Here is a 20,722-nt window from a genome sequence, read left to right as displayed (position 1 = left end):
CTGGGAGGGCGGTCATGGCGGACTTGGGGTGGGCGGTGTGGCTGGGGAGTTCGGGCATGGCGGACTTGGGGTGGGCGGTGTGGCTGGGGAGTTCGGGCATGGCGGACTGTGGTTGTGGCGGAGTCAGGGTGTGGTTCGGGACAGGGCCCTCGGCAGTAGGTTCCAGACGTGGCCGTTTTCGTTGATGGTGGCGGCCGTGCGGGTGCCGGTGCGGGAGTAGAGGATTCGGGTGATCGAGCAGTAGTCGATCGGGAAGGTCAGGGGGCGGGGGAGGGCCAGGATGTCGGCCAGGAGGGCGTTGATCACGCCGCCGTGGGCGAAGGCTACGACGGTGTCCTCGGGTGCTGCTGTGGAGACAAGGTTTTCGACGGCGGCCAGTACTCGCGCGGTGAAGGCCGGGCCGTCGATCTGGTCGGGGAGGTGGCCCGCTTTGATGCGAGCGTAGGCCTCGGCGAATTCGGTTTTCGCGTCTTCGATGGGGATGTAGGCGGGCAGGTCGCGGTCGTACTCGGCCAGGTCGTCGATGACCTCGATGGGCAGGTCGCGGGCGGTCGCGGTGGGGAGCGCGGTGTCGCGGGCGCGGCGCTGGGGGCTGCTGACTACGCGAACGATGTCGTGGGGGGCGAGCGCGGCGGGGACACGGTCGGCTTGGAGTTTGCCGATGTCGGTGAGGCCGGGGTCGGCGGCGGCGGTGTCGCCGACCACGCGTTCGGGTTGGGCATGACGCACGAGTATCAGCTGCACGCTCACACACTCTGCCGTATCGAGGTATCCAGGGGGGACTACGGCTCTTCGAACGGATGCTCGTTCGAGGACTCGCGGGGTCGCCTCGTCGACCGAGGGAATCGCCGCGAGTCCTCCGGGTCAGGACTGGCCGTAGGGCGGCTGGCCGTACGGCGGCTGACCACCCTGCGGGCCGTTGAACGGCGGCTGACCACCGTTGTGCGGCGGCTGGTCGTCCTTCTTCTTGTTCTTGAGCAGGTAGATGCCACCGACGATGAGCACCACGATCACCAGGCAGCAGATGCCGCCGATGATCAGGAAACTGCTGTTCTTCTTTTTCTTCTTCGCCGCGAGTTCCATCGCGGTGTTGACAGCGTCCGAACTGGCCAGGGTGTCGAAGCTGCTGGTGAACATGTGCGGATCGACGAGTGCGGCCGTGGTCAGCAAGTCCAGATACATGTGATCCCATCCCGATGTGTTGGTGGTCCGACATCCTCCCGGTGCCGGAACTCCGAGACTAGCCGTCTCGCTGCGACTTTCACTGCGAAAGTCGCACGCGGGCCGGACGGAGCAGTTGTTGATCGCGAACGCGTCGCGATCCGTATACACCTGTACCCGTTCTCACCGTGGTTTCACCAAGGGGAACGGCAGCGTCTCGCGGATGCTGCGTCCGGTGATCAACATGACCACCCGGTCCACCCCCATGCCGAGCCCGCCGGTGGGCGGCATCGCGTGTTCGAGTGCGGCCAGGAAGTCCTCGTCGAGTTCCATCGCCTCCGGGTCGCCGCCCGCGGCCAGCATCGACTGCTCGGTGAGCCTGCGCCGCTGCTCCACCGGATCGGTGAGTTCGCTGTAGGCGGTACCCAATTCGACGCCCCAGGCCACCAGGTCCCAGCGCTCGGCCACGCCGTCGATGCTGCGGTGCGAGCGGGTGAGCGGGGAGACCGAGGTGGGGAAGTCCAGATAGAAGGTGGGGTCGGTGGTCTGCGATTCCACCAGGTGCTCATACATCTCCAGCACCACCTGGCCCGCGTCCCAGCCGTGTTGGTAGGCCACGCCCGCCTCGTCGCACAGTTCGCGCAGCCGGGCCAGCTCGGTGCGCGGGGTCACCTCGGTGCCGATCGCCTCGGAGACCGCGCCGTGCACGGTCTTGACCCGCCACTCGCCGGAGATGTCGACGGTGTCGAATCCGCCGTCGTCGTTCGGGCGCAACGCCACCTCGGCCCCGTTGGCGGCCATCGCCGCGTGCTGGATCAGCCGACGGCACAGGTGCATCATCTGCTGGTAATCGCTGTGCGCCTCATAGGCTTCCAGGATCGTGAACTCGGGGTTGTGGCTGAAGTCCACGCCTTCGTTGCGGAAGGTCCGGCCGATCTCGAACACCTTCTCCATACCGCCGACGCACAGTCGTTTGAGGTACAGCTCGGGGGCGATGCGCAGGTAGAGATCGAGGTCGTAGGCGTTGATGTGGGTGCGGAACGGGGTCGCGTTGGCCCCGCCGTGCACCTGTTGCAGGATCGGCGTCTCCACCTCGAGAAAGCCCCAGACATAGAGGGAATCGCGCAGTGAGTGCAGCACGGCGCTGCGCTTGGCCATCACCTCGCGGGCCTCGGGGTCGATCGCCATGTCCACATACCGCTGCCGGACCTTGGCCTCCTGATCCGCCAGCCCACGCCACTTGTCGGGCAGCGGATGCAGGCACTTGCCGTTCATCCGCCAGTCCTGCGCGAGCAGCGAGAGCTCACCGTTGCGGCTGGCGCCGATCTGCCCGCTCACCTCGATGAGATCGCCCAGGTCGAAGAATTCGGTGAACTCGTTGCTGCGATCGGCGCCGACCCGCTCGCGGTCGATCAGCAGCTGGATCTCGCCGGTCCAATCCCGCACCAACGCGAAGATCACGCCGCCGTAGTCGCGAATCCGCAAGAGCCTGCCCGCGATGCGCACCGTGGTGCCCTTGGGGCAGCGCCTCGCCGCGGCGATGTCGTGGGTCGGCGGGTAGGCGGGCGGGTAGGCGTCGACGCCGGACGCGGTGAGCCGGTCGAGTTTGTCCAGGCGCACCCGTACCTGCTCCGGCCTGCGCGGACCCTGCTCGTCGTCGGCGCTCTCCGGTGTTTCCGGCGCGCTGCCGTCGGGGTGGAGGCCGGTGACGGTCGCGGGGACCGCCGCCTTCGTGCCGGTGTGCACGCCCGCGTCGGGCGACTTGCCGAGGCGCGGCAGGAAACCTTCGGCCAGCCCGCTCGCCGTGGCCACCCGCGGCAGCTGCCTGCGTTCCTCGAACAGGAAGAACCGCGGCACCCAGCGCGGGTGGTACTTCACATTCGACCGGTACAGCGCCTCGAGCTGCCACCAGCGCGAGAAGAACAGCAGCACACCGCGCCAGGCCCGCAGGATCGGACCGGCGCCGATCCGGCCGCCCTCCTCGAACACCGAACGGAACACCGCGAAGTTCAGCGACACCTTGGTGATGCCGTACTGATCGGAGTTCAGGGCGAGCTGGGAGATCATCAGCTCCATCACGCCGTTGGGGCTCTGCGGGTCGCGGCGCATCAGTTCCAGTGATGCGCCGGTGCGGCCCCAGGGGACGAGCGAGAGCATGCCGTGCACGCGGTCGTCGTGATCGACGGCTTCGACCAGCAGGCAGTCACCGTCGAGTGGGTCACCGAGGCGACCCAGCGCCATCGAGAAGCCGCGCTCGGTCTCGGTGTCGCGCCAGGCGTCCGCGCGGGCGACGATCTCGGCGAACTCCTCGGCCGGAATGTCGCGGTGCCTGCGCACCCGCACTTCGAGGCCGTTCTTGCGCAACCGGTTCGCGGCCTGCCTGACCTGTTTCATCTCCGGGCCCGCGAGCGAGAACGTGCGGGTGTCGAGGATCGCCTCGTCGCCCAGACGCAGCGCCGACAGTCCGGCCTTGCGGTACGCGGTGGCGCCGAGTTCGCTCGCGCCCATCACCGCGGGCTGCCAGCCGAATCGGTCGGCCTGCTCCAACCAGGCCTGGATCGCCTGCGGCCAGCCCTGTTTCGGGCCGATCGGATCGCCACTGGCCAGGCACACACCCAACTCGACGCGATAGGTGATCGCGGCCTTGCCGTTCGGCGCGAACACCACGGCCTTGTCGCGGCGGGTCGCGAAGTAGCCGAGCGAGTCCTCCACATCGCCGGCGGCCAGCAGTCCGCGGATGGCCGACTCGTCCAGGCCGGTCATCGCGTTGTCGGCACGTTGCGAGCGCAACAGCACGATCACCGCGGCCAGCAGCGCGATCGCACCGAACAGGCCGAGCAGGAAATTCACCCAGGCGTGCGGATGCCCGTCGAAGTGCTCGTTGTTCACCAGCACGGCGGCGGTGACCCGATACACCGCCCACAGCGGACGCTGCACGCCCTCGGGCAGCGAACCGGGGAACAGCTCCACCAGCCCCCAGCCGAGCAGGCAGCCGAGCGCCAACCCGGCCACCAGCACGCCGAGCGCTTTCCACAGCGCTCCCGGCCGAACCCGGGTGTAGAACTCCTTACGCGCGGCCAGCAGGATCGCGATCACCACCGCGTGCACGATGAAGGCGACCAGCGCGTCCACATCGTCGTCGGCGAAGAAGTCCAGGATGTTGGCCACCGCGTACAGCAGCAGATACACCACCAGCAGCCACCAGGCGATCCGCTTGCGGGCCGCGGTCGCCCCGGCGAGCAAGCCGACCACCAACGCCCACACCAGGCTGGTGTCGGGGGCGTCGAAATAATAGGTGTCGACATAGTGGCGTGGCACCTGCGTGAGGATCCGCAGGCTGGGCGAGAGGCTCCACAGGGTCAGCAGCACCGCGAACACACCGAGGGTCAATCCGGCGATGTGCGGTACCTCGGAAAGGCGGCCGTGCGCGCGATGCGGCACCGGCGTGCGGTCCTCGACGATGGGGTGTTGCTCGGCCTGCGTGGGAGTCACCGATCCAGTGTGCGTCCATTCGGGCCGGATCGGTGTGGCGGTGGCTGCGGCGTGTTCCACACCGTGGGCAACCGCGGGGCCGGTGCTCACCGGTTTCGCGTGACCGGGTAAGTATTAGCGCATGTCGGAACCAGTTGATGTGCCGATCGATGACGTTGTCATCCGGCTCGGGCAATTCCTGAAACTGGCCAACCTGATCGATTCGGGTTCCGAGGCCAAGACGGTGATCGCGCAGGGTTTGGTGCGCGTCAACGACGAAGTGGAGCTACGTCGCGGCAGGCAGCTGCAGATCGGCGATGTCGTCGTCCTCGCGGGCAACAAGGTACGGGTGTCCGAGGGCTGACCCTCGAACACCCGCGTCGCCCTCAGTCTTCGGCGCGAACCACGACGCCGTCGGAGTCGCTGTAGAGCATCTCGCCGGGCACGAAGGTGATGCCGCCGAATTCGACGGGCACGTCCTGCTCGCCGCTGCCGGTCTGGGTGCTCTTGCGCGGGTTGGTGCCCAGCGCCTTCACCCCGATGTCGAGGGTGCGCAGGATCGCGGAGTCGCGCACGGCGCCGTTGACGATCACGCCTGCCCAGCCGTTGTCCACGCCACGCCCGGCGATGATGTCGCCCACCAGCGCGGTGTGTACGCTCGCGCCGCCGTCGACGACGAGCACCTTGCCCTCGCCCGGCTCGCTCAGGGTCTGCTTGACCAGCAGGTTGTCCTGGAAGCAGCGGATCGTGGTGATCCGGCCCGCGAATTCGGCGCGGCCGCCGAACTGGATGAACTGCGTATCGCAGCTCCGGATCTCGGGGCCGATCTCATCGGCCAGATCGGCGGTGGCCACAACATTCGCTGATTCGGTCATGGGTCAGATTGTGTCAGGCCCGCCCGGCCGCGCCATTCGTAGGCTCTCAGACCTGCTCGCTGTGTGATTTCTCGATCTCGCGGATGAGTGCGTCGGTGGTGTGCTGAACCGCGATCTTCACAAACGGCTCGATCGTCTTGCCGAGCACCTTGCCCGTGATGCCGCCGCCGACCGAGAAATCGATGTCCGCGTCCACTGTGCACGCGATATCACCCTTGGGGATGAATTTGAAGGTCGCGACGATCTCGATGCCCTTGATCGACTTGGTGGCGATCAACCGGCCCTCTTCCCAACCGACGACCTCGACGCGCGAGGTCAGCGACGCGGGGCCGAGCTTCATCTTCCCGTCGAACGTCGCGCCGAGGCCGTCGGTCTGCGCGGTCAGGGGTGTGAAGGATTCGATGCCGTACCAGAACTTCGGCAGATTGCGGTAGTCGTTCATGAACGCGAACGCTGCTTCGGCGGGCGCGGCGCAATCTTCAACAATCCTCACTTCGGTCATGCGGGTCACTCTAATTGGTGCGTATCGGCGTCAAATGGCATCGAGGCCGAACGTGACCGAGGCGACTAGGCGGTGACCGCCAGCGTCGCGGCAAGGCCGAACGCCAGCGCCATCATCAATACCTCGGCGGTCGCGTTGCGCAGGGAGGTCTCGGCGGTGACGCGGTGGTCGGCGGCCTTACGGACCCAGGTTCGCCGCCACCACCAGCCCAGCGCGACCAGCGCGCACAGGATGGTGAGCTTCGCCAGCAGGATTCGTCCGTAGCCGGTTGTCAGCAGGGGAGCGATGCCGCCGAGTCGCACCACGCCGTTGACCAGGCCGGTGAGCGCGACGACGCCGACCAGGGGCGCGGCGATCGCGGAGTAGCGCGGCAGGGTCGCGGCCCACTCGCCGCGCGTGCGCAGGACCAGGACCATGGCCAGCAGCAGGCCGAGCCAGCAGGCGGCGGCCAGCGCGTGGATCGCGGCGAGGACCGAACCGAACATCTGCTGGGACATGTGCCCGGTGATCGGACGCAGCGACAGCGCGACCGCCGCGAACACGAGCACCAGATCGGCCGACGCGGTGTCGGGCCGACGGAAGGCCAATGCCGCGTAGCAGGCGATCGCACCGGTGCAGAACAGGATCGCGATGCCGATCTGGCCGCCGCTGAGCCTGCCGAGGAAGGTGATGAAATCGCTCGCGCCGAGCTGGGTCACCGCGACGCCGACGATCTCGGCGGCCTCGCACACCAGCACGGTGAACTCGGCGGCGAACCAGACACCGGCGAGGGCGGCCAGCGGTCGCCACGCGACCGTCAGCCGGTCGTTGAGCCGGGGCAGCGCGGCGAGGCCGAGCACGACCGCGCCCGCGCAGTCGGCGAGCACCCGCGCGAACGCCACCCACGCGAAGCCGCCGGACCGGCGCAGGATCCAGGCCAGCACCACCCCGGCCAGCGCGGCGACAACCACCGGCGCCAGGACCCGCCACTGCCGCAGCGCGGCACCGGATTCCCGGCGACCGGTCGTCATCGTCGACTACTTCTTGCGACCGGACCGGCCGCCGAGCAACGCCACCGCGAGGCCGGCGCCGAACAGCACCACCCCGCCGGCGATGAACACCCATACGGGGACACCGCCGTCGCCGCCGTCGCCGGCCTTGTCCTCGCCCGGGCGGGCGCCCGGCGTGCCGGTGCCCGCCTTGCTCAGCGTGAAAGTCCTCGTCCCGCTCACGGGATGACCGTCGGCCGAGGTGACCCGGAACGCGATCGTGTACTCACCGACCGGCCCCAGCTCACCCAGTTCCACACTGACGCTGCGTCCTTCGACCAGCGCCTTGCCCTTGGACCACAGCCTGCCGTCCGGGCCGACCACGGTCAGCGACGGAAAGTTCTGCTGCAGTTCCTCGTTGAAGGTGATGCTGGCCCGCGCCGGTCCGACCTCCACGGTCGAACCGTTCTCGGGAACGCTGCTCACCGCGCCGGAATGCGCACCCGCCGTGCCCGCCGCCGCGAAGGCGCAGGCGAACAGGACCGCGAGTAAGCCGACGAGCATCTTCCGCATCACGACGACCGCCGCGAGCGGAAGACGAGGCCGAGGCCGAGAGCCGCGGCGAACAGGCCGAGGGCGAGACCGATTCCGCCCATCCAGCGGGCGACCGAATCGGTCTGCGCCTCGGTGGATTCGCCCGAGGCGACCTGGTGATCGCCGCCTTCGGCACCGCCGTTCGCGGACAGGGTGAGCGCGGGCGCGGGGTGTTCCGGCTCGGCGCCATCGGTGCTCGGCTGATCCCAGGCCACGACCTTGCCGTCGCTGTAGGTCTGCTGCGCGGGGAAGTTCACGGTGTCCTGGGTGGGCAGCGGGCCGAGTGAGAGCACGAACCGCTGGAACTGGCCGGGCCCGACGCCGGGGTTACCCGGATCAGCCGACCACACTACGGCGACGCTCTCGCCCTTGTCGTTGCGCTCGATCTTCGATGTCCAACCCGGCATCGGCTCGGTGCGAACACTTTTCAGGTTCGGCACGGTGACGCGCAGTGCGGTGGTGGACGCGGTCTCGGATTCGGTCGGCACCTTGAAGGTGGCGACGGTGTACTTGCCCTGGGCGGCGCCCGGCGCCTCGACAGTCACGTGAGCGGCCGCCGAACCGCAGGCGGCGAGCACCAAACCCGCCGCGAGGGCGGCGGTACCGGTGCTATGGGTGATGAAGTTGTGCATGGGATGCCTTGTCGTCCGAAGAATTCTGATGTCGTGGTGAATCAGGCGAACAACGGCGGTGCGCGCGGACATCGCACACCCCTCGGACGAGCTCCGCGCGCGACAGCGACAGCGGCGAACCAGCGGACAGTGCGGTGCGCGAGCGCGGCGGGACCGCTGAGTACGGCTCGAATCACGCTCGACGCAACGAGATACAGCCGCTCGGCGACGAGTATCAGTGCGGCACAAGCACCCGCCGCGACGAGGTGCGCGGCGATCATCGGCAGACTCGGCAGGTGGAGCAGCCCGTGATGGTCGAGCGTCGCCGACAGCGCGAAGTGCCCGGCCCACTGACCACCGAGCAACGCGGCGGCCGTGCGCAGCGTCGCGGGCCGACGGTACGAATGTGTCCGCAGCCCAGCGCGTTCGGCGGCGGCACCCGCGGCGAACATCCCGGCAGTCAGCGAAACCAGCAGCAGTAGTGCGATTTCCGCCGACTTCGGCACCCCGCCGCCGCCGATCCCGTGCGCGGCCACAGCCAGCCCGCCCACGAGTACGCCGCAGCCACCACCGCGCAAGCGGGAGGTGAGCTGCGGCGTGGTCACGGCGGGCTCAGCGAACGCCGAGGCGGGCGAGCACGTCGTTCTCCAGCACGGCCAGTTCGGCCGAGATCGACGCGTGGACAGCCTTGCGGCGCGCGGCGGGCATCTGCTCGGCCGTGCGCACCGCCACGTTCAGGTCGGCCAGGCGCGAGCGCGCCGCTTCGACGAACTTCTCGGTGTCGGCATCGCCTGCCTTGTCGGCGGCGATCTTCGCGAGGGCGTCCTCGGTGTTGGTGATGCGGGCCTGCAGGCGCGCACCGTGCCCGCTGAACTCGCTGAGCTGGTCCATGCCGATACCGAGCTGCTGCGCCTTGCGGGCGTCGAGCTGACCGCGCACCATCGTGGCGCCGCGATAAGCCAGCGGGGCGAGCACGGGGATGAGGACTCGGGCCACCCCGATGTACTTGCGGACCTGACTCGCGCTGAACAGCTCACGATCGGCCCTCGCGGCGGCCTTCTGCGCGGCCTTTTCCTCGGCATGCAGGGTCGCGATCTGCGCCTTGGCCACCTTGTCGGCCGTGCGTGCCTGCGCCTTGGCCGCGCGTCGGTTCACGCGCTCGCCCGCCTTGGCCGCCTTGCGCTCGTTCTTGGCGCTCAGCTTCGCCTCCACCGCGGCTTTGTGCTTGAGTGCTTTCGCCTCAGCGCGTCGGCTCGGCCGCCGCTTCCGCTTGCTGAACAACCCCATGGGATCAGGCCCTCCGTCATGCTCGCCAAGTCATGAGGCAGCACCGCCTCCAAGCGGCCTGCCGTTCTCCGTAGCGTAGTGCGATCAGGGTAGCGATTGGGCATTGTGTCGGGGGTAAGGCCCATACTGCTTGCGTGCGTGCAGCCGAGGACGACTTCGACGGCGGGCCGGTGCGTAGCCCGGTCCCCGCTTCCGCTGCGGATTTCCGCACCGCCTTCCTGGACGCGCGTTCACTGATCGGATGCAGGCACCGGCTGCGCCTCGACGCCGAGAATCCGGGCGTGCTCGCCGAGGTCCGCGAGGATCCGGGCGTGCAGCAGCGGCGCGACGCCGCCACCGCTCATCGCACCAGGATCCGCGACGAACTCGTCGCGGCCGCCCCCGCCGACTGGGTGGTGATCGACCCGGAATTGCGTGGTGGCGCCAAAGCCGCCGCGACGATGGCGGCCATCGAGGCAGGCGCCCCGCGCATCTGGGGCGGACTGCTGCCGCAGGAAGCCGATACCGGTCGACGTGGCGGCGTCGAGATCCTGCTGCGCGACGACGATCGCGGCGGTTATATCCCGATCATCGTGGTCAACCACAAGGTCACCGACCCGCGCAGGCCCGACCCGGCCGATTTCCACCCGCTGACCTCGGATCTTTTCCAATGGCAGCCCCGCCGCGACAAAAACGTGAAACTGCGCCCGCAGCCGCGCGACCAGCAGCGCCTCGCCCACCTGTACCGGATGTTGCAGCGCTACGGCATGGCCAGTCCCGCCCTGATCGGCGGTGCGATCGGCCTGGTCGCCGACCGGATCCTGGTGCACGACCTGACGAACGTGCTGGCCGATTACGACCAACGCTACGCCGACCGTATCGCCGTGGTGCGCGGAGAACTGCCGACCCAGCCGTCGAAAGTGCCCGAGTGCAGGCAGTGCCCCTGGTGGGTGCGCGGTCCTGAGGGCCAACCCAGCTGTGAGGCGACGCTGGCGCAGATGCGTGATGTGAGCCTGGTCGCACCGGGGTCGCGCGCGGATGTTCTGCGCCTGCACGGGATCGAGACGGTCGACGAACTCGCCGCCTGGGAGGGTGAGGAACCCGACGACTGGCAGCACGGGCCGTTCGCCGAAACCGTCGTCACCGCCCGCGCCTGGATCGACGGCGCCCCGCTGGTGCGCCGGTTCGAGAAGGTGAGCGTGCGTCGCGCCGATGTGGAGATCGACGTCGACCTGGAGAGCTACCAGGAAGACGGCGCCTATCTGTGGGGCACCCTGCTCGACGATGTCTACCGCCCGTTCTTCACCTGGGATCCGCTGCCCACCGAGGACGAGGGCCGCTCGTTCGGCGAATTCTGGACCTGGTTGATGGAGCGGCGCGCCGAAGCTCATGCCGCGGGCAAAACCTTTGCCGCCTACTGCTATTCGCGCACCGCCGAGGACAAGTGGCTCTACGAATCGGCCCGCCGATTCGCCGGGCGCCCCGGCATCCCGACCCACGAGGAAGTGCGCGCGTTCGTCGACTCGAAGGAATGGGTCGACATGTTCCAGGCCGTCACCGAGCAGTTCATCTGCCCGAACGGTAAGGGGCTCAAGAAGATCGCGCCTGTCGCCGGATTCGGATGGCGTGATCCGGAGGCGGGCGGGGAGGCCTCGATGGGCTGGTACCGCCGTGCCGTCGGGTACGACGACGTCATCGACATGTCGCAGCGCACCCGCCTGTTCGTCTACAACGAAGACGATGTGCGCGCCACCCAGGTGCTGCGCGATTGGATGTCGAAGCGGGCGGTCGCCGAGGTTCCCTCACTGGCCGATTTCGGCGCGGTGCGACCGGTGAGCTAGCGCGGCGTCGCCACACAGGGTCCTCGGGAGAACCGCGACAGGCGCCGTAATACCATCGGGGGCGTGACTGAGCAGCACGTCGAAACCCTCGAGTTCCAGGCCGAAACCCACCAGCTCCTCGAGCTGATGATCCACTCGGTCTACTCCAACAAAGACACCTTCCTGCGGGAGCTGATCTCGAACGCTTCCGACGCACTGGACAAGCTCAAACTTGCCGCCTACCAGGACAAAGACCTGGGCGCCGACACCTCAGACCTGCACATCGAGCTGGAGGTCGACCAGGACGAGCGTGTCCTGACGGTGCGCGACAACGGCATCGGCATGTCCCGCGCCGAAGTGATCGACCTGATCGGCACCCTCGCCAAATCCGGCACCGCCGACCTGCGCCGCAAGCTCACCGAGGCCAAGTCCGACGCCGCCGCCGAGGAGCTGATCGGCCAGTTCGGCATCGGCTTCTATTCCACCTTCATGGTCGCCGACAAGGTCGTCCTCACCACCCGCAAGGCGGGCGAGACCGAAGGCACCCGCTGGGAAGCCGCCGCGGGCAGCTCCACCTACTCCATCGACACCGTCGCCGACGTACCGCAGGGCACCTCGGTGACCCTCGAGCTCAAGCCCGCCGACGAAGACGATCACCTCTTCGATTACACGCAGGAATGGAAGCTGCGCGAGATCGTCCGCAAGTACTCCGACTTCATCGCCTGGCCGATCCGCATGCAGGTCGAACGCACGGTGACCGAAGGGGAGGGCGAGGACAAGGTCGACAAGACCATCGTCGAGGACCAGATCCTCAACTCGCAGAAGGCTTTGTGGACGCGCCCCCGGAGTGAGGTGAGCGAGGAGGAGTACAAGGAGTTCTACCACCACGTCTCGCACGCCTGGGATGAGCCGCTCGAGATCATCCCGATGAAGGCCGAGGGCACCTTCGAATACCAAGCGCTGCTGTTCATTCCCTCGATCGCGCCGTTCGACCTGTTCACCCGTGAGCACAAGCGCGGTGTGCAGCTCTACGTGCGTCGCGTGTTCATCATGGACAACTGCGAAGAACTGATGCCGGAGTACCTGCGCTTCGTGAAGGGAGTCGTCGACGCACAGGACCTCTCGCTCAACGTCTCGCGTGAGATCCTGCAGCAGGACCGTCAGATCCAGATGATCCGCAAGCGCCTGGTGAAGAAGGTGCTGTCCACGGTCAAGGACCTGCAGGGCGCCGAGGATCAGACCAGGTACCAGACGTTCTGGTCGCAGTTCGGCCGCGTCATCAAGGAGGGCTTGCTCTCCGATACCGACAACCGCGAAACCTTGCTCACCGTCTCCTCGTTCGCCTCCACCGCCTCCGAGTCCGAGCTCACCACGCTCGCGCAGTACGTGGAGCGAATGAAGGACGGCCAGGACTCGATCTACTACATGACCGGCGAAAGCCGTGCGCAGGTGGAGAATTCGCCACACCTGGAGGCCTTCACGGCCAAGGGGCGCGAGGTGCTGATCCTCACCGATCCGGTCGACGAGATGTGGGTCGGCTCGGTGCCCGAATTCCAGGGCAAGAGTTTCCAGTCCATCGCCAAGGGTGAGGTAGACCTGGAAACCGAGGACGAGAAGAAGGAAACCGAAGCCCTGCGCGAACAGCAGGACAAGGACTTCGGCGACCTACTCGCTTGGCTCGGTGGCACTTTGACCGATGTCGCCAAGGAGGTCCGCCTCACCAACCGCCTCACCACCTCGCCCGCCTGCCTGGTCGGTGACGTCTACGACTTCACCCCCATGCTCGAGCGCATGTACCGGGCCTCGGGTCAGGCGCTGCCGGAGTCCAAGCGGATTCTCGAGCTCAACCCCACCCATCCGCTGGTCACCGGCCTGCGCGACGCCTACGACGCGCGCAAGTCCGACGCCGACGAAGGCAAGGTTCCCGAGCTCGCCGAGACCGCCGAACTCCTCTACGGCACAGCCGTTCTCGCTGAGGGCGGCGAACTCAAGGACCCCGCCCGCTTCGCCCAGTTGCTCACCGAACGGCTCACCCGCACGGTCTGAGATCACCCGCACTGTGGACTGCCCGCTACCGGTTTCGGTGGCGGGCAGTTTGTTCACCGCAATTCTGGTGCTGACAAGTCACGTCGGGGCACCATGGAGTGATGGTGGGGCACGAGATCCGACGGGCGAGACCCGACGACTACGACACCGTCATCGGCGTAGTCGATAACTGGTGGGGCAGAGCAGCGGTCCACAATCTGCCCCGCATGTTCCTCGACCACTTCCACCGCACCAGTCTCATCGCCTCCGACGACAACGGAATCTCCGGCTTCCTGGTGGGTTTCGGCTCGCCGTCCGACCCTTACACGGCCTACATCCACTTCGTCGCGGTCCGTCCCGACGCCCGCAAGGCCGGCCTGGGCCGAACCCTCTACGAAGCCTTCTTCACCATCGCTCGCTCCGACAATCGCACCATCGTCACCGCGATAACGTCGCCCGCCAACTACACCAGCATCGACTTCCACCGCAGCCTCGGCTTCACCGTCGCGGGTCCCGTCCCCGACTACAACGGCCCTGGCCGCGCCCTGGTCACCTTCACCCGCCCCGTATAACCGCTGGTCGTCCGGTCATCACGCGAGTGGAGTAAATCTGTCGTGTCGGGTGTAGACATTCTCGGTCTCAGGGGTATATAGTCGCTCTCGTTCCTGTTAAGAAATCAGATGGCCGGGCAGGTGAACTGCCCGGAACGACAAGTTCGACCGTCCCTTCCGGCGGAGAAGAGAATCCGGTGCAGCAGGCCGGACCGCCGGAGTGGGCGAAGAAGCAAGGCAAGTGATGTAGTAAGTGAAAACCGCAGGTAGAACCGACGATTCAGGAGGTGGTGGCCACTGATAAGCCATTTACATGTCCCGCATCCCGGGAGTTGTCGGATGCGGTGTCTCAGAACATTCCCCCAGTCGTAAATCACGGCCCCGGCGCCCAGCGCCGGGGCCTTCCGGCGTTGAACCCGAGAGGCCTCGTGCAGCACCCGAACATCAATCCCGCCGACGGTCCCAGCGCGGCGGACAAGCTCGATGACGACACCTACCCCGCCTACAGCATGGGACGCGCCGCGGAGATACTCGGCGTCACCCAGGCGTTCCTGCGCGGCCTCGACGCCGCGCGGCTACTGACCCCGCAGCGCTCGGCGGGCGGGCACCGCCGCTACTCGCGCTACCAACTGCGCATCGCCGCGCGCGTGCGCGAACTCGTCGATGCGGGCAACGCGCTCGAGTCGTCGTGCCGGATCGTGATCCTCGAGGATCAGCTCGCCGAGGCACAGCGGATCAACACCGACCTCCAGCGCGAACTCGACGACCGCGCCGACAATTGACCGGGGCACACTCACCCGAAAAACGAACGGCGCCTGGCCAGTACAGGCCAGGCGCCGCCGAACAGCAGATTTCTAGCGCGGTGCCATGCGCAGCGCGCCATCCATGCGGATGGTCTCGCCGTTGAGGTAGTCGTGGCTCGCGATGTACTCGACGAGCTGGGCGTACTCGTCCGGGCGGCCCAGGCGCGAGGGGAACGGGACGCCGGCTTCGAGGCCCGCGCGGTACTCGGGGGTGACGCCGGCGAGCATCGGGGTGTCGATGATGCCGGGGGCGATGGTGTTGACCCGGATGCCGAACTGGGCGAGGTCGCGAGCGGCGGGGACGGTCATGCCGTGGACGCCGCCCTTGGAGGCGGAGTACGCGATCTGGCCGACCTGGCCTTCGAAGGCCGCGACCGAGGCGGTGTTGATGACCACGCCGCGCTGGCCGTACTCGTCGACCGGTTCGGTCTTGGCGATGGCGTCGGCGGCCAGGCGCATTACATTGAACGTGCCGAGCAGGTTCACGGTGATGACGGTGCGGAACAGCTCCAGGTCGTGCGGGCCGTTCTTGGACAGGATGCGACCCGCCCAGCCGACGCCGGCGCAGTTGACCACGATGCGCAGCGGCGCCGGGCCCTCGGTGATCTGGGCGATCGCGGCGGCGACCTCGTCACCGCTGGTCACGTCGGCCGCGATCAGGGTGACGCCCGCGGGGACGTTGTCGCCCGCGCGCTCGATGGACTGGGGGACATCCAGGCCGAAGACGGTGGCGCCCGCGTCGGCGAGACGCTTGGCGGTGGCGGCACCGAGGCCGGACGCGCCTCCGGTGACAATGGCGGCGGAACCCGAAATCTCCACTGATGGTCCTCTCTGTGTTTATTTGCGGCTGGTGCCGCTGTTCTCGGCGCTTGACTCCGCGCGCCGAGAACGCGCTCCTTCGTCGCACCCCCTACGAGGAGGGGTGCGCCTGGAACTCTATGGCCTACGGCTTATTGTGCCGGTTGCCAATAAGGGCACCTTAGCGCGTGACGGGTGTGGTCTGGAACACCCATATCGGGCGGTGGGGAAATCGTCGTGAACACCGGTGTTTACCAGTGGTAGCGTGCCGTCATGAGATCGTTCGCCGGTCCTTCCGTGGCCGGACGCAAGGTCCTGATCACCGGAGCCGCACGCGGGATCGGCGCCGCGCTGGCTCGAAGATTGGCCGCTCACGGCGCCCATGTGGCTCTGCTCGGGCTCGAACCGGAACTGCTGGCCGAAGTGGCCGCCGAATGCGGTGGTGTGCCGTGGCGGTATTGCGATGTGGCCGATCGGGGGCAGGTCGAGCGGGTGGTCGAGGCGTTGGTCGCCGAACTCGGCGGGCTCGATGTGCTGGTGGCCAACGCGGGGGTCGCCAAGCAGATGGCGATGATCGGCGGGGATCCGTCGGTGCTCGAGGAGACCCTCGCGGTGAATGTGCTCGGGGTCGCCTACACGGTGTCGGCGGCGGGGGCGCATCTTTCGCATCCGGGCGGGTATGTGCTGTTGATGTCGTCGATCTCCACCGCCGTGCAGTTGCCGCTCGGCGGGGCCTACAGCGCCTCGGCAGCGGCGGTGGCCTCGCTCGGCGCCACGCTGCGCGCGGAATTGCGGTCCACCGGGGCGAAGGTGGGGGTGAGCTATTTCGCCGGGATCGACACCGATATGACGGTGCGCGGATTCGGGACAGTCGCCGCGCACACCGTGCTGGGGGAGACCAGCCTGACCGGCAGCTCGCCGGTCGGCCCCGCGGTGGAAGCGATGGAACGAGCCATCGCGCGACGAAGGAAGACCGTTGTCTCGCCCTGGTGGGTAGCGTTGGTCCGGCCGTTTCGGCTGCTGGCCCAACTGGTCGTGCAGCGGGTGCAAGGCGATCGCCTGGCCCGCGCCATCGACATCGCCCGCACCGAAGAGGTCCCCTTCACCACCGAACAGCCAGCCCGACCCCGCAGAATGGAACGGCAATCATGAACGATTCGACACTGCGGCAACAACTTCCGCGTGGACGCCACCACCTCTCGCGCGAAGAAGTCGTCGCCTCTCAGCGTGAGCGCATTCTCGTGGCGATGGGCGAGGCGATGACCGTGGGCGGCTATGTGGGCACGCCGGTCGCGGCCGTACTCAAGCGGGCCGGGGTTTCACGGGAAACGTTCTACGAGCTGTTCCGCTCGAAAGAGGACTGCTTCAACGCGGCCTTCGATCGGGTGTCGAACTCCCTGGCCGCGAAGCTCCAGGCGGTGATCGCCGACTGCGTCGACACCGACGCGCTCACCAGGATGGACCGCATCCTCACCACCTACTTCGACCACATGATCGACGACCCGGCCTCGGCCCGTCTGTTCCTGGTGGAGGTCTACGCGGTCGGCCCGTCGGCCATCGAGGCGCGGATGGACTTGCAGCATCGTTTCGTCGAGGTGGTGGCCACCATGCTCGGCGCCGAATCCGAAGACCAGCAGTTCGCCTGCGCGACCCTGGCCGCCGCCATCGGCGCGATGGTCACCGGCCGGATCGCCGCCGACGACCCGGAAAGCCTGCGCGGCATCAAAGACCAGCTGATCGCGTTGGCCGAACGCTCCGGCACGCTCTACGGCAACGCCTTCGCCCACTGAGTCAGCGCGCCGCCATCTGCGTCGGGTCGGACGCCGTCCGCCGCGCGGCGCGCCATACCCCGACGCCGAGACCGGCCAGTGCGGGGGCGAGCAGTGCCAGCCCGGCCGACGCCCAACCGCCGAGACCGGGCACGAACGCGTCGAGCGCGGTCTTCGCGGCGAAGAACAGGAACAGCAGGCCCGATGCGATGGCGATGCCGCGCTCGGGCAGGTGCTTGCCCGCGATCTTGCCGACCAGGATCGCCAGCGCGCCCGCGGCGACCATGCCTGCGACCGAGCCGATCCAGACGGCCAGCCAGTTGTTGTTGGAGGCGAGGGCGGCGGCGGCGAACATGGTGCGGTCGCCGAGTTCGGCGAGGGTGAAGGCGGAGATCACCACGAGAAAGGCATTGCGGGTGCTCGACGGCGCGGGGGCTTCGTCGGAGTCGTCGTCGCCGGTGAGCGCATCGCGCAGCGTCCAGAGGCCGACCGCGAGCAAGGTGAGCGCGGTGATGACGGCGATGGCGTCAGCGGGGAGCGCGGTGCCGAGGAAATGGCCGACGCCCGCGGCGATGAGGTTCACGGCCACGCTGGCGACGCTGATGCCCGCCAGCACCACCCACCAGCGGTAGCGCAGCGAGAAGGTGAGCGCCATGAGTTGCGATTTGTCGCCGAGTTCGGCGAGGAAGAGCACGCCGAAGCTCAGCAGGATCGTGGCGATCATGAAGTCAGCTCCCAGGAAAATACTCCGGCCTGTGGCTGAAAGACGGGTGCGCCTTCAGCCACACCGGTCGACGGATCGGTTCGTGGCCGAAGGTCTCGCCCACCGGTGGTCACCGGTTCACGCAGCCGGACCGCGCCGAATTCGGCGGCGATCAGTATGTCGACTGGGCGATTGCGGGCTACTCCCCTTCGCTGTTCATCACTCTAGCCCGATTGCTCCCGGTATGCCAAGCGCTGGTAATCCAAATCTCAATGGGCACAATAAGTTTGGGTGTGCGGCGGCGATAGTTCGGTTTCCCTGATTTCAGTACAACGCAGACCCGTTGCCAGGCATTCGCCCGACCGTCACGGCCGAAAGACTCAGGATGCCAGCAGCATTGCGAGCACGGCGGTGTCGGGATCGCTGATCAGATCCATGCCGACCCGGCTCACCAGTGAGGTGATCGTGCCGTCGAGTTCGGCCTCCGCCCACGCCGCGCGATGCTCCAAACCGAGATGCGGCACGCCGGGCAGCAGCACGCAGCCCGAGGCCGCGCCCGCGCATTCGGGCAGCGACGGACGGGTCTCCGAGGGCGGATGCAGCATCAGCAACGCGGGCGGCACGTGCGCGGCGAACCGGCCGGGTTCGATCGCCTCGTCGCCGAGCACCGGGCCCTCCGCCATCACCAGCCCCACCGTGCCGGGTTCCGGATCGTCGGGTAGCTCCTCGCGGACTCCGAATACCGTGGTGGTCACCAGCAGGCCGGGCATCGACGCGACCCGCACGGCCAGCACCAGTACCTGCGCCCATTCCTTGGTGGTATCCGGCCACCGCCCCGAAACCACGAATCCCCGTAGTCGACCGCGCGCCTGAAACGGCGTGATCCCGATCGGACCCTGTGTGTTCATGATGGCCTCCCGACTAACGGGGGCGACTGTGCCCGTATATGACAGGAATAGCCCCTAACCCATCTGGCACACAAGTACCAGTGAGTGCCAGAACGGGCAATCTACGCAAAAGACCCCCCAGTCATTGACTGGGAGGTCTTTCGCGCAACGCCTGATTTCGCAAGAACATGGGTAACTCGCCGGGCACGCCCAGAAGCCTGGGGCACACGACCGCGAGTCCGGTCAAGAACCCGTGGAGCTACCTACGACCGGCAAAATACGCGGAGAGGCGGATCAGCCGAAGATGAGGCCCTTGCCCTGGCCGACGGCCCGGGCGAAGCGGTCCTGCACGTCAGCCCAGTTGACGACGTTCCAGAACGCAGTCACGTAGTCGGCCTTGACGTTCTTGTACTGCAGGTAGAAGGCGTGCTCCCACATGTCGACCTGCAGCAGCGGGATGATGCCGGTGGGCACGTTGGCCTGCTGGTCGTACAGCTGGAAGGTCAGCAGCTTCTGGCCGAGGGTGTCGTAACCCAGGACGGCCCAGCCGGAGCCCTGCAGGCCGTTGGCGGCAGCGGTGAACTGCGCGCGGAACTTGTCGAACGAACCGAACTGGTCGGCGATGGCCGCGGCCAGGTCGCCTTCCGGCTGGTCGCCGCCGTTGGGGGAAAGGTTCTTCCACCAAACGGAGTGGTTGTAGTGGCCACCCAGGTGGAAGGCCAGGTTCTTCTCCAGCAGCAGGATGGCAGCCAGGTCGCCGGATTCGCGAGCTTCCTCGAGCTGCTCGAGCGCCTTGTTGGCGCCTGCGACGTAGGCAGCGTGGTGCTTGGTGTAGTGGATCTCGTTGATCTCACCGGAGATGTGAGGCTCCAGTGCGCCGAAGTCGTAATCCAGTTCCGGCAGCGTGTAGACGGCCACGATGTCCCTTTCCGTGTGTCGGGCTGTGTGCGCCCAGTTCGGACGACAACACCAACCATCATTCGTACACCCGCCCCGTGCAACCCGCGAACCGTGCCCCCGATTCCCCGTATGTCTCTACCAGCGGTCCCCGCTCGAGCGCGCCAGCGCTCCAAAATTACAGCGGCGGCGCGATGTCGGCCTTCGTCGTCCTGGCGTCGCCGGTGGCGTGCGCGTCCCACCAGCGCCGGCCGCCGTCGATGAACTCGTTCATCGGAATCTCGCGGCCCGCGGTGTCGGTGACCGAGATCTTGTCGAACCACACGCGGACGTCGAGCTCGCGCGGGTCGATGCCCTCCTCCTGGGAGAACTCGATGACATGCGCGGCGATGCGCTGATCGAGCACGGTGTCGAAGCTGAGCAACTCACTCCACAGCGTCCACCCGCTGTCGTCGAGGTCGATGAACTCCCACCCGTGCAGCCCGCCGCCGCCGAAGCTCTCGATGGCCTCGTCGAGCTGATCGAGGGTCAGGGGAAGCACACGGGCGTCGACATCGTCCCAGCGCTGGATGCGAAGGGAGGCCGCGACGCGGGTGACTCCGGTGAAGGTGAGCAAGACTTTCGTGTCGATCGGCGCGGGTCCATCCGTGGGTAGCGTCAGCACCTCCAGAGCGAGTTGCAGCCTGCCCGCCGCGGTATCCACTTCTACCCCTAGACACGTGGATTCGGACAAAGCGGTATTCAAGCCGTTGATGTCGAAACTGTCGAGTAGCCCCCTGCTCACGTTCATGCGCCCAGGCTACCGATCCGGCCGCCCAGATCCCAGGATTTAAGATTTTCTCTAGTGTTCTCGTTTTTATGGAACCGAATCGGTCCCGCTTGCGTCCAAGTAGATGTCGGGACAAGACACAGTCCACGAATCCCGACGTCAGCGGCGAACGACCGCTCCGGGATGACATGGAGGGGAGTCCCGGATCGGTTGTTCCCGGCTGGTTTCATCCGGCTGTCGGCGTCGTCGGCA

At 67.3% G+C, this 20,722-nt stretch carries 22 protein-coding genes; 7 read left to right on the top strand and 15 right to left on the bottom strand.

Annotated elements, in window-relative coordinates; genetic code table 11:
• Nucleotides 1–123: 123 nt before the first annotated feature.
• The 3 genes from NS1_RS33625 to lysX all read right to left on the bottom strand — a co-directional run bounded on the left by NS1_RS33625 (nt 124) and on the right by lysX (nt 4,623).
• On the bottom strand, nt 124–744 hold the full coding sequence (locus NS1_RS33625; protein ID WP_062991052.1) for a histidine phosphatase family protein: 621 nt from the start codon (nt 742–744) through the stop codon (nt 124–126).
• A 120-nt stretch (nt 745–864) separates the two neighbouring features.
• Nucleotides 865–1,182: a hypothetical protein gene (locus NS1_RS33620; protein ID WP_056822509.1), complete on the bottom strand. Its 318-nt coding sequence runs from the start codon at nt 1,180–1,182 to the stop codon at nt 865–867.
• 162 nt (nt 1,183–1,344) lie between these two features.
• Nucleotides 1,345–4,623, bottom strand: coding sequence for a bifunctional lysylphosphatidylglycerol synthetase/lysine--tRNA ligase LysX (lysX, locus tag NS1_RS33615; RefSeq protein ID WP_062991050.1), 3,279 nt, complete (start codon nt 4,621–4,623; stop codon nt 1,345–1,347).
• A 151-nt stretch (nt 4,624–4,774) separates the two neighbouring features.
• Between lysX and NS1_RS33610 the strand changes: the two genes are divergently transcribed.
• Entirely contained in the window at nt 4,775–4,996 is a 222-nt protein-coding gene (locus NS1_RS33610; RefSeq protein WP_056822507.1) for an RNA-binding S4 domain-containing protein, read from the top strand.
• A gap of 22 nt (nt 4,997–5,018) precedes the next feature.
• Here NS1_RS33610 and rraA read toward each other — a convergent pair whose 3' ends face one another.
• The 7 genes from rraA to NS1_RS33575 form a co-directional block, all read right to left on the bottom strand.
• Entirely contained in the window at nt 5,019–5,507 is a 489-nt protein-coding gene (rraA, locus tag NS1_RS33605; protein WP_056822505.1) for a ribonuclease E activity regulator RraA, read from the bottom strand.
• Nucleotides 5,508–5,553: 46 nt separating this feature from the next.
• On the bottom strand, nt 5,554–6,009 hold the full coding sequence (locus tag NS1_RS33600) for an SRPBCC family protein (protein ID WP_062991042.1): 456 nt from the start codon (nt 6,007–6,009) through the stop codon (nt 5,554–5,556).
• 65 nt (nt 6,010–6,074) lie between these two features.
• Nucleotides 6,075–7,019: a CopD family protein gene (locus NS1_RS33595; protein ID WP_062991040.1), complete on the bottom strand. Its 945-nt coding sequence runs from the start codon at nt 7,017–7,019 to the stop codon at nt 6,075–6,077.
• A gap of 6 nt (nt 7,020–7,025) precedes the next feature.
• Nucleotides 7,026–7,550 carry a copper resistance CopC family protein gene (locus tag NS1_RS33590; RefSeq protein ID WP_062991038.1) on the bottom strand — a complete coding sequence of 175 codons (525 nt, stop codon included), beginning with the start codon at nt 7,548–7,550 and terminating at the stop codon, nt 7,026–7,028.
• Nucleotides 7,550–8,203 (bottom strand): YcnI family copper-binding membrane protein, encoded by a 654-nt coding sequence (locus NS1_RS33585; RefSeq protein WP_062991036.1) that lies wholly within the window; start codon nt 8,201–8,203, stop codon nt 7,550–7,552. The genes NS1_RS33590 and NS1_RS33585 overlap by 1 nt, the downstream gene beginning before the upstream one ends.
• A gap of 41 nt (nt 8,204–8,244) precedes the next feature.
• Nucleotides 8,245–8,787, bottom strand: a complete 543-nt coding sequence (locus tag NS1_RS33580) for a hypothetical protein (protein ID WP_062991034.1) — start codon at nt 8,785–8,787, stop codon at nt 8,245–8,247.
• A 7-nt stretch (nt 8,788–8,794) separates the two neighbouring features.
• Nucleotides 8,795–9,469, bottom strand: coding sequence for a DUF6474 family protein (locus NS1_RS33575; protein WP_056822491.1), 675 nt, complete (start codon nt 9,467–9,469; stop codon nt 8,795–8,797).
• Between the two features lie 170 nt (nt 9,470–9,639).
• Here NS1_RS33575 and NS1_RS33570 point away from each other — a divergent pair, with 170 nt between their 5' ends.
• The 4 genes from NS1_RS33570 (at nt 9,640) to NS1_RS33555 (ending at nt 14,626) form a co-directional block, all read left to right on the top strand.
• A complete protein-coding gene (locus NS1_RS33570; protein WP_255284793.1) occupies nt 9,640–11,289 on the top strand; it encodes a TM0106 family RecB-like putative nuclease in 1,650 nt (549 codons plus the stop codon).
• 63 nt (nt 11,290–11,352) lie between these two features.
• Complete coding sequence (gene htpG / locus NS1_RS33565; protein ID WP_255284791.1) at nt 11,353–13,314, top strand: molecular chaperone HtpG; 1,962 nt, start codon at nt 11,353–11,355, stop codon at nt 13,312–13,314.
• Nucleotides 13,315–13,415: 101 nt separating this feature from the next.
• Entirely contained in the window at nt 13,416–13,865 is a 450-nt protein-coding gene (locus tag NS1_RS33560) for a GNAT family N-acetyltransferase (RefSeq protein WP_056822489.1), read from the top strand.
• A gap of 407 nt (nt 13,866–14,272) precedes the next feature.
• Complete coding sequence (locus NS1_RS33555) at nt 14,273–14,626, top strand: MerR family transcriptional regulator (RefSeq protein ID WP_255284790.1); 354 nt, start codon at nt 14,273–14,275, stop codon at nt 14,624–14,626.
• A gap of 72 nt (nt 14,627–14,698) precedes the next feature.
• Here the strand turns inward: NS1_RS33555 and NS1_RS33550 are convergent, their stop codons facing one another.
• A complete protein-coding gene (locus tag NS1_RS33550) occupies nt 14,699–15,466 on the bottom strand; it encodes an SDR family NAD(P)-dependent oxidoreductase (protein ID WP_056822485.1) in 768 nt (255 codons plus the stop codon).
• Nucleotides 15,467–15,718: 252 nt separating this feature from the next.
• Here NS1_RS33550 and NS1_RS33545 point away from each other — a divergent pair, with 252 nt between their 5' ends.
• Nucleotides 15,719–16,597 (top strand): SDR family NAD(P)-dependent oxidoreductase, encoded by an 879-nt coding sequence (locus tag NS1_RS33545; protein ID WP_056822483.1) that lies wholly within the window; start codon nt 15,719–15,721, stop codon nt 16,595–16,597.
• The gene (locus tag NS1_RS33540) at nt 16,594–17,235 is read left to right on the top strand and encodes a TetR/AcrR family transcriptional regulator (RefSeq protein WP_056822480.1); all 642 of its coding nucleotides are present in this window, start codon (nt 16,594–16,596) and stop codon (nt 17,233–17,235) included. The genes NS1_RS33545 and NS1_RS33540 overlap by 4 nt, the downstream gene beginning before the upstream one ends.
• A 1-nt stretch (nt 17,236) precedes the next feature.
• Here the strand turns inward: NS1_RS33540 and NS1_RS33535 are convergent, their stop codons facing one another.
• The 4 genes from NS1_RS33535 to NS1_RS33520 all read right to left on the bottom strand — a co-directional run bounded on the left by NS1_RS33535 (nt 17,237) and on the right by NS1_RS33520 (nt 20,491).
• Nucleotides 17,237–17,938: a TMEM165/GDT1 family protein gene (locus NS1_RS33535; RefSeq protein WP_062991030.1), complete on the bottom strand. Its 702-nt coding sequence runs from the start codon at nt 17,936–17,938 to the stop codon at nt 17,237–17,239.
• A 359-nt stretch (nt 17,939–18,297) separates the two neighbouring features.
• The gene (locus NS1_RS33530) at nt 18,298–18,825 is read right to left on the bottom strand and encodes a hypothetical protein (RefSeq protein ID WP_056822475.1); all 528 of its coding nucleotides are present in this window, start codon (nt 18,823–18,825) and stop codon (nt 18,298–18,300) included.
• A 273-nt stretch (nt 18,826–19,098) separates the two neighbouring features.
• On the bottom strand, nt 19,099–19,722 hold the full coding sequence (locus tag NS1_RS33525) for a superoxide dismutase (protein ID WP_056822473.1): 624 nt from the start codon (nt 19,720–19,722) through the stop codon (nt 19,099–19,101).
• A gap of 157 nt (nt 19,723–19,879) precedes the next feature.
• Entirely contained in the window at nt 19,880–20,491 is a 612-nt protein-coding gene (locus NS1_RS33520; RefSeq protein WP_062991028.1) for a hypothetical protein, read from the bottom strand.
• Nucleotides 20,492–20,722: the final 231 nt, after the last annotated feature.

This window comes from Nocardia salmonicida NBRC 13393 (genome assembly GCF_001613085.1).
Classification (GTDB): domain Bacteria; phylum Actinomycetota; class Actinomycetes; order Mycobacteriales; family Mycobacteriaceae; genus Nocardia; species Nocardia salmonicida.
This window is presented reverse-complemented; position numbering and strand designations above follow the sequence as displayed.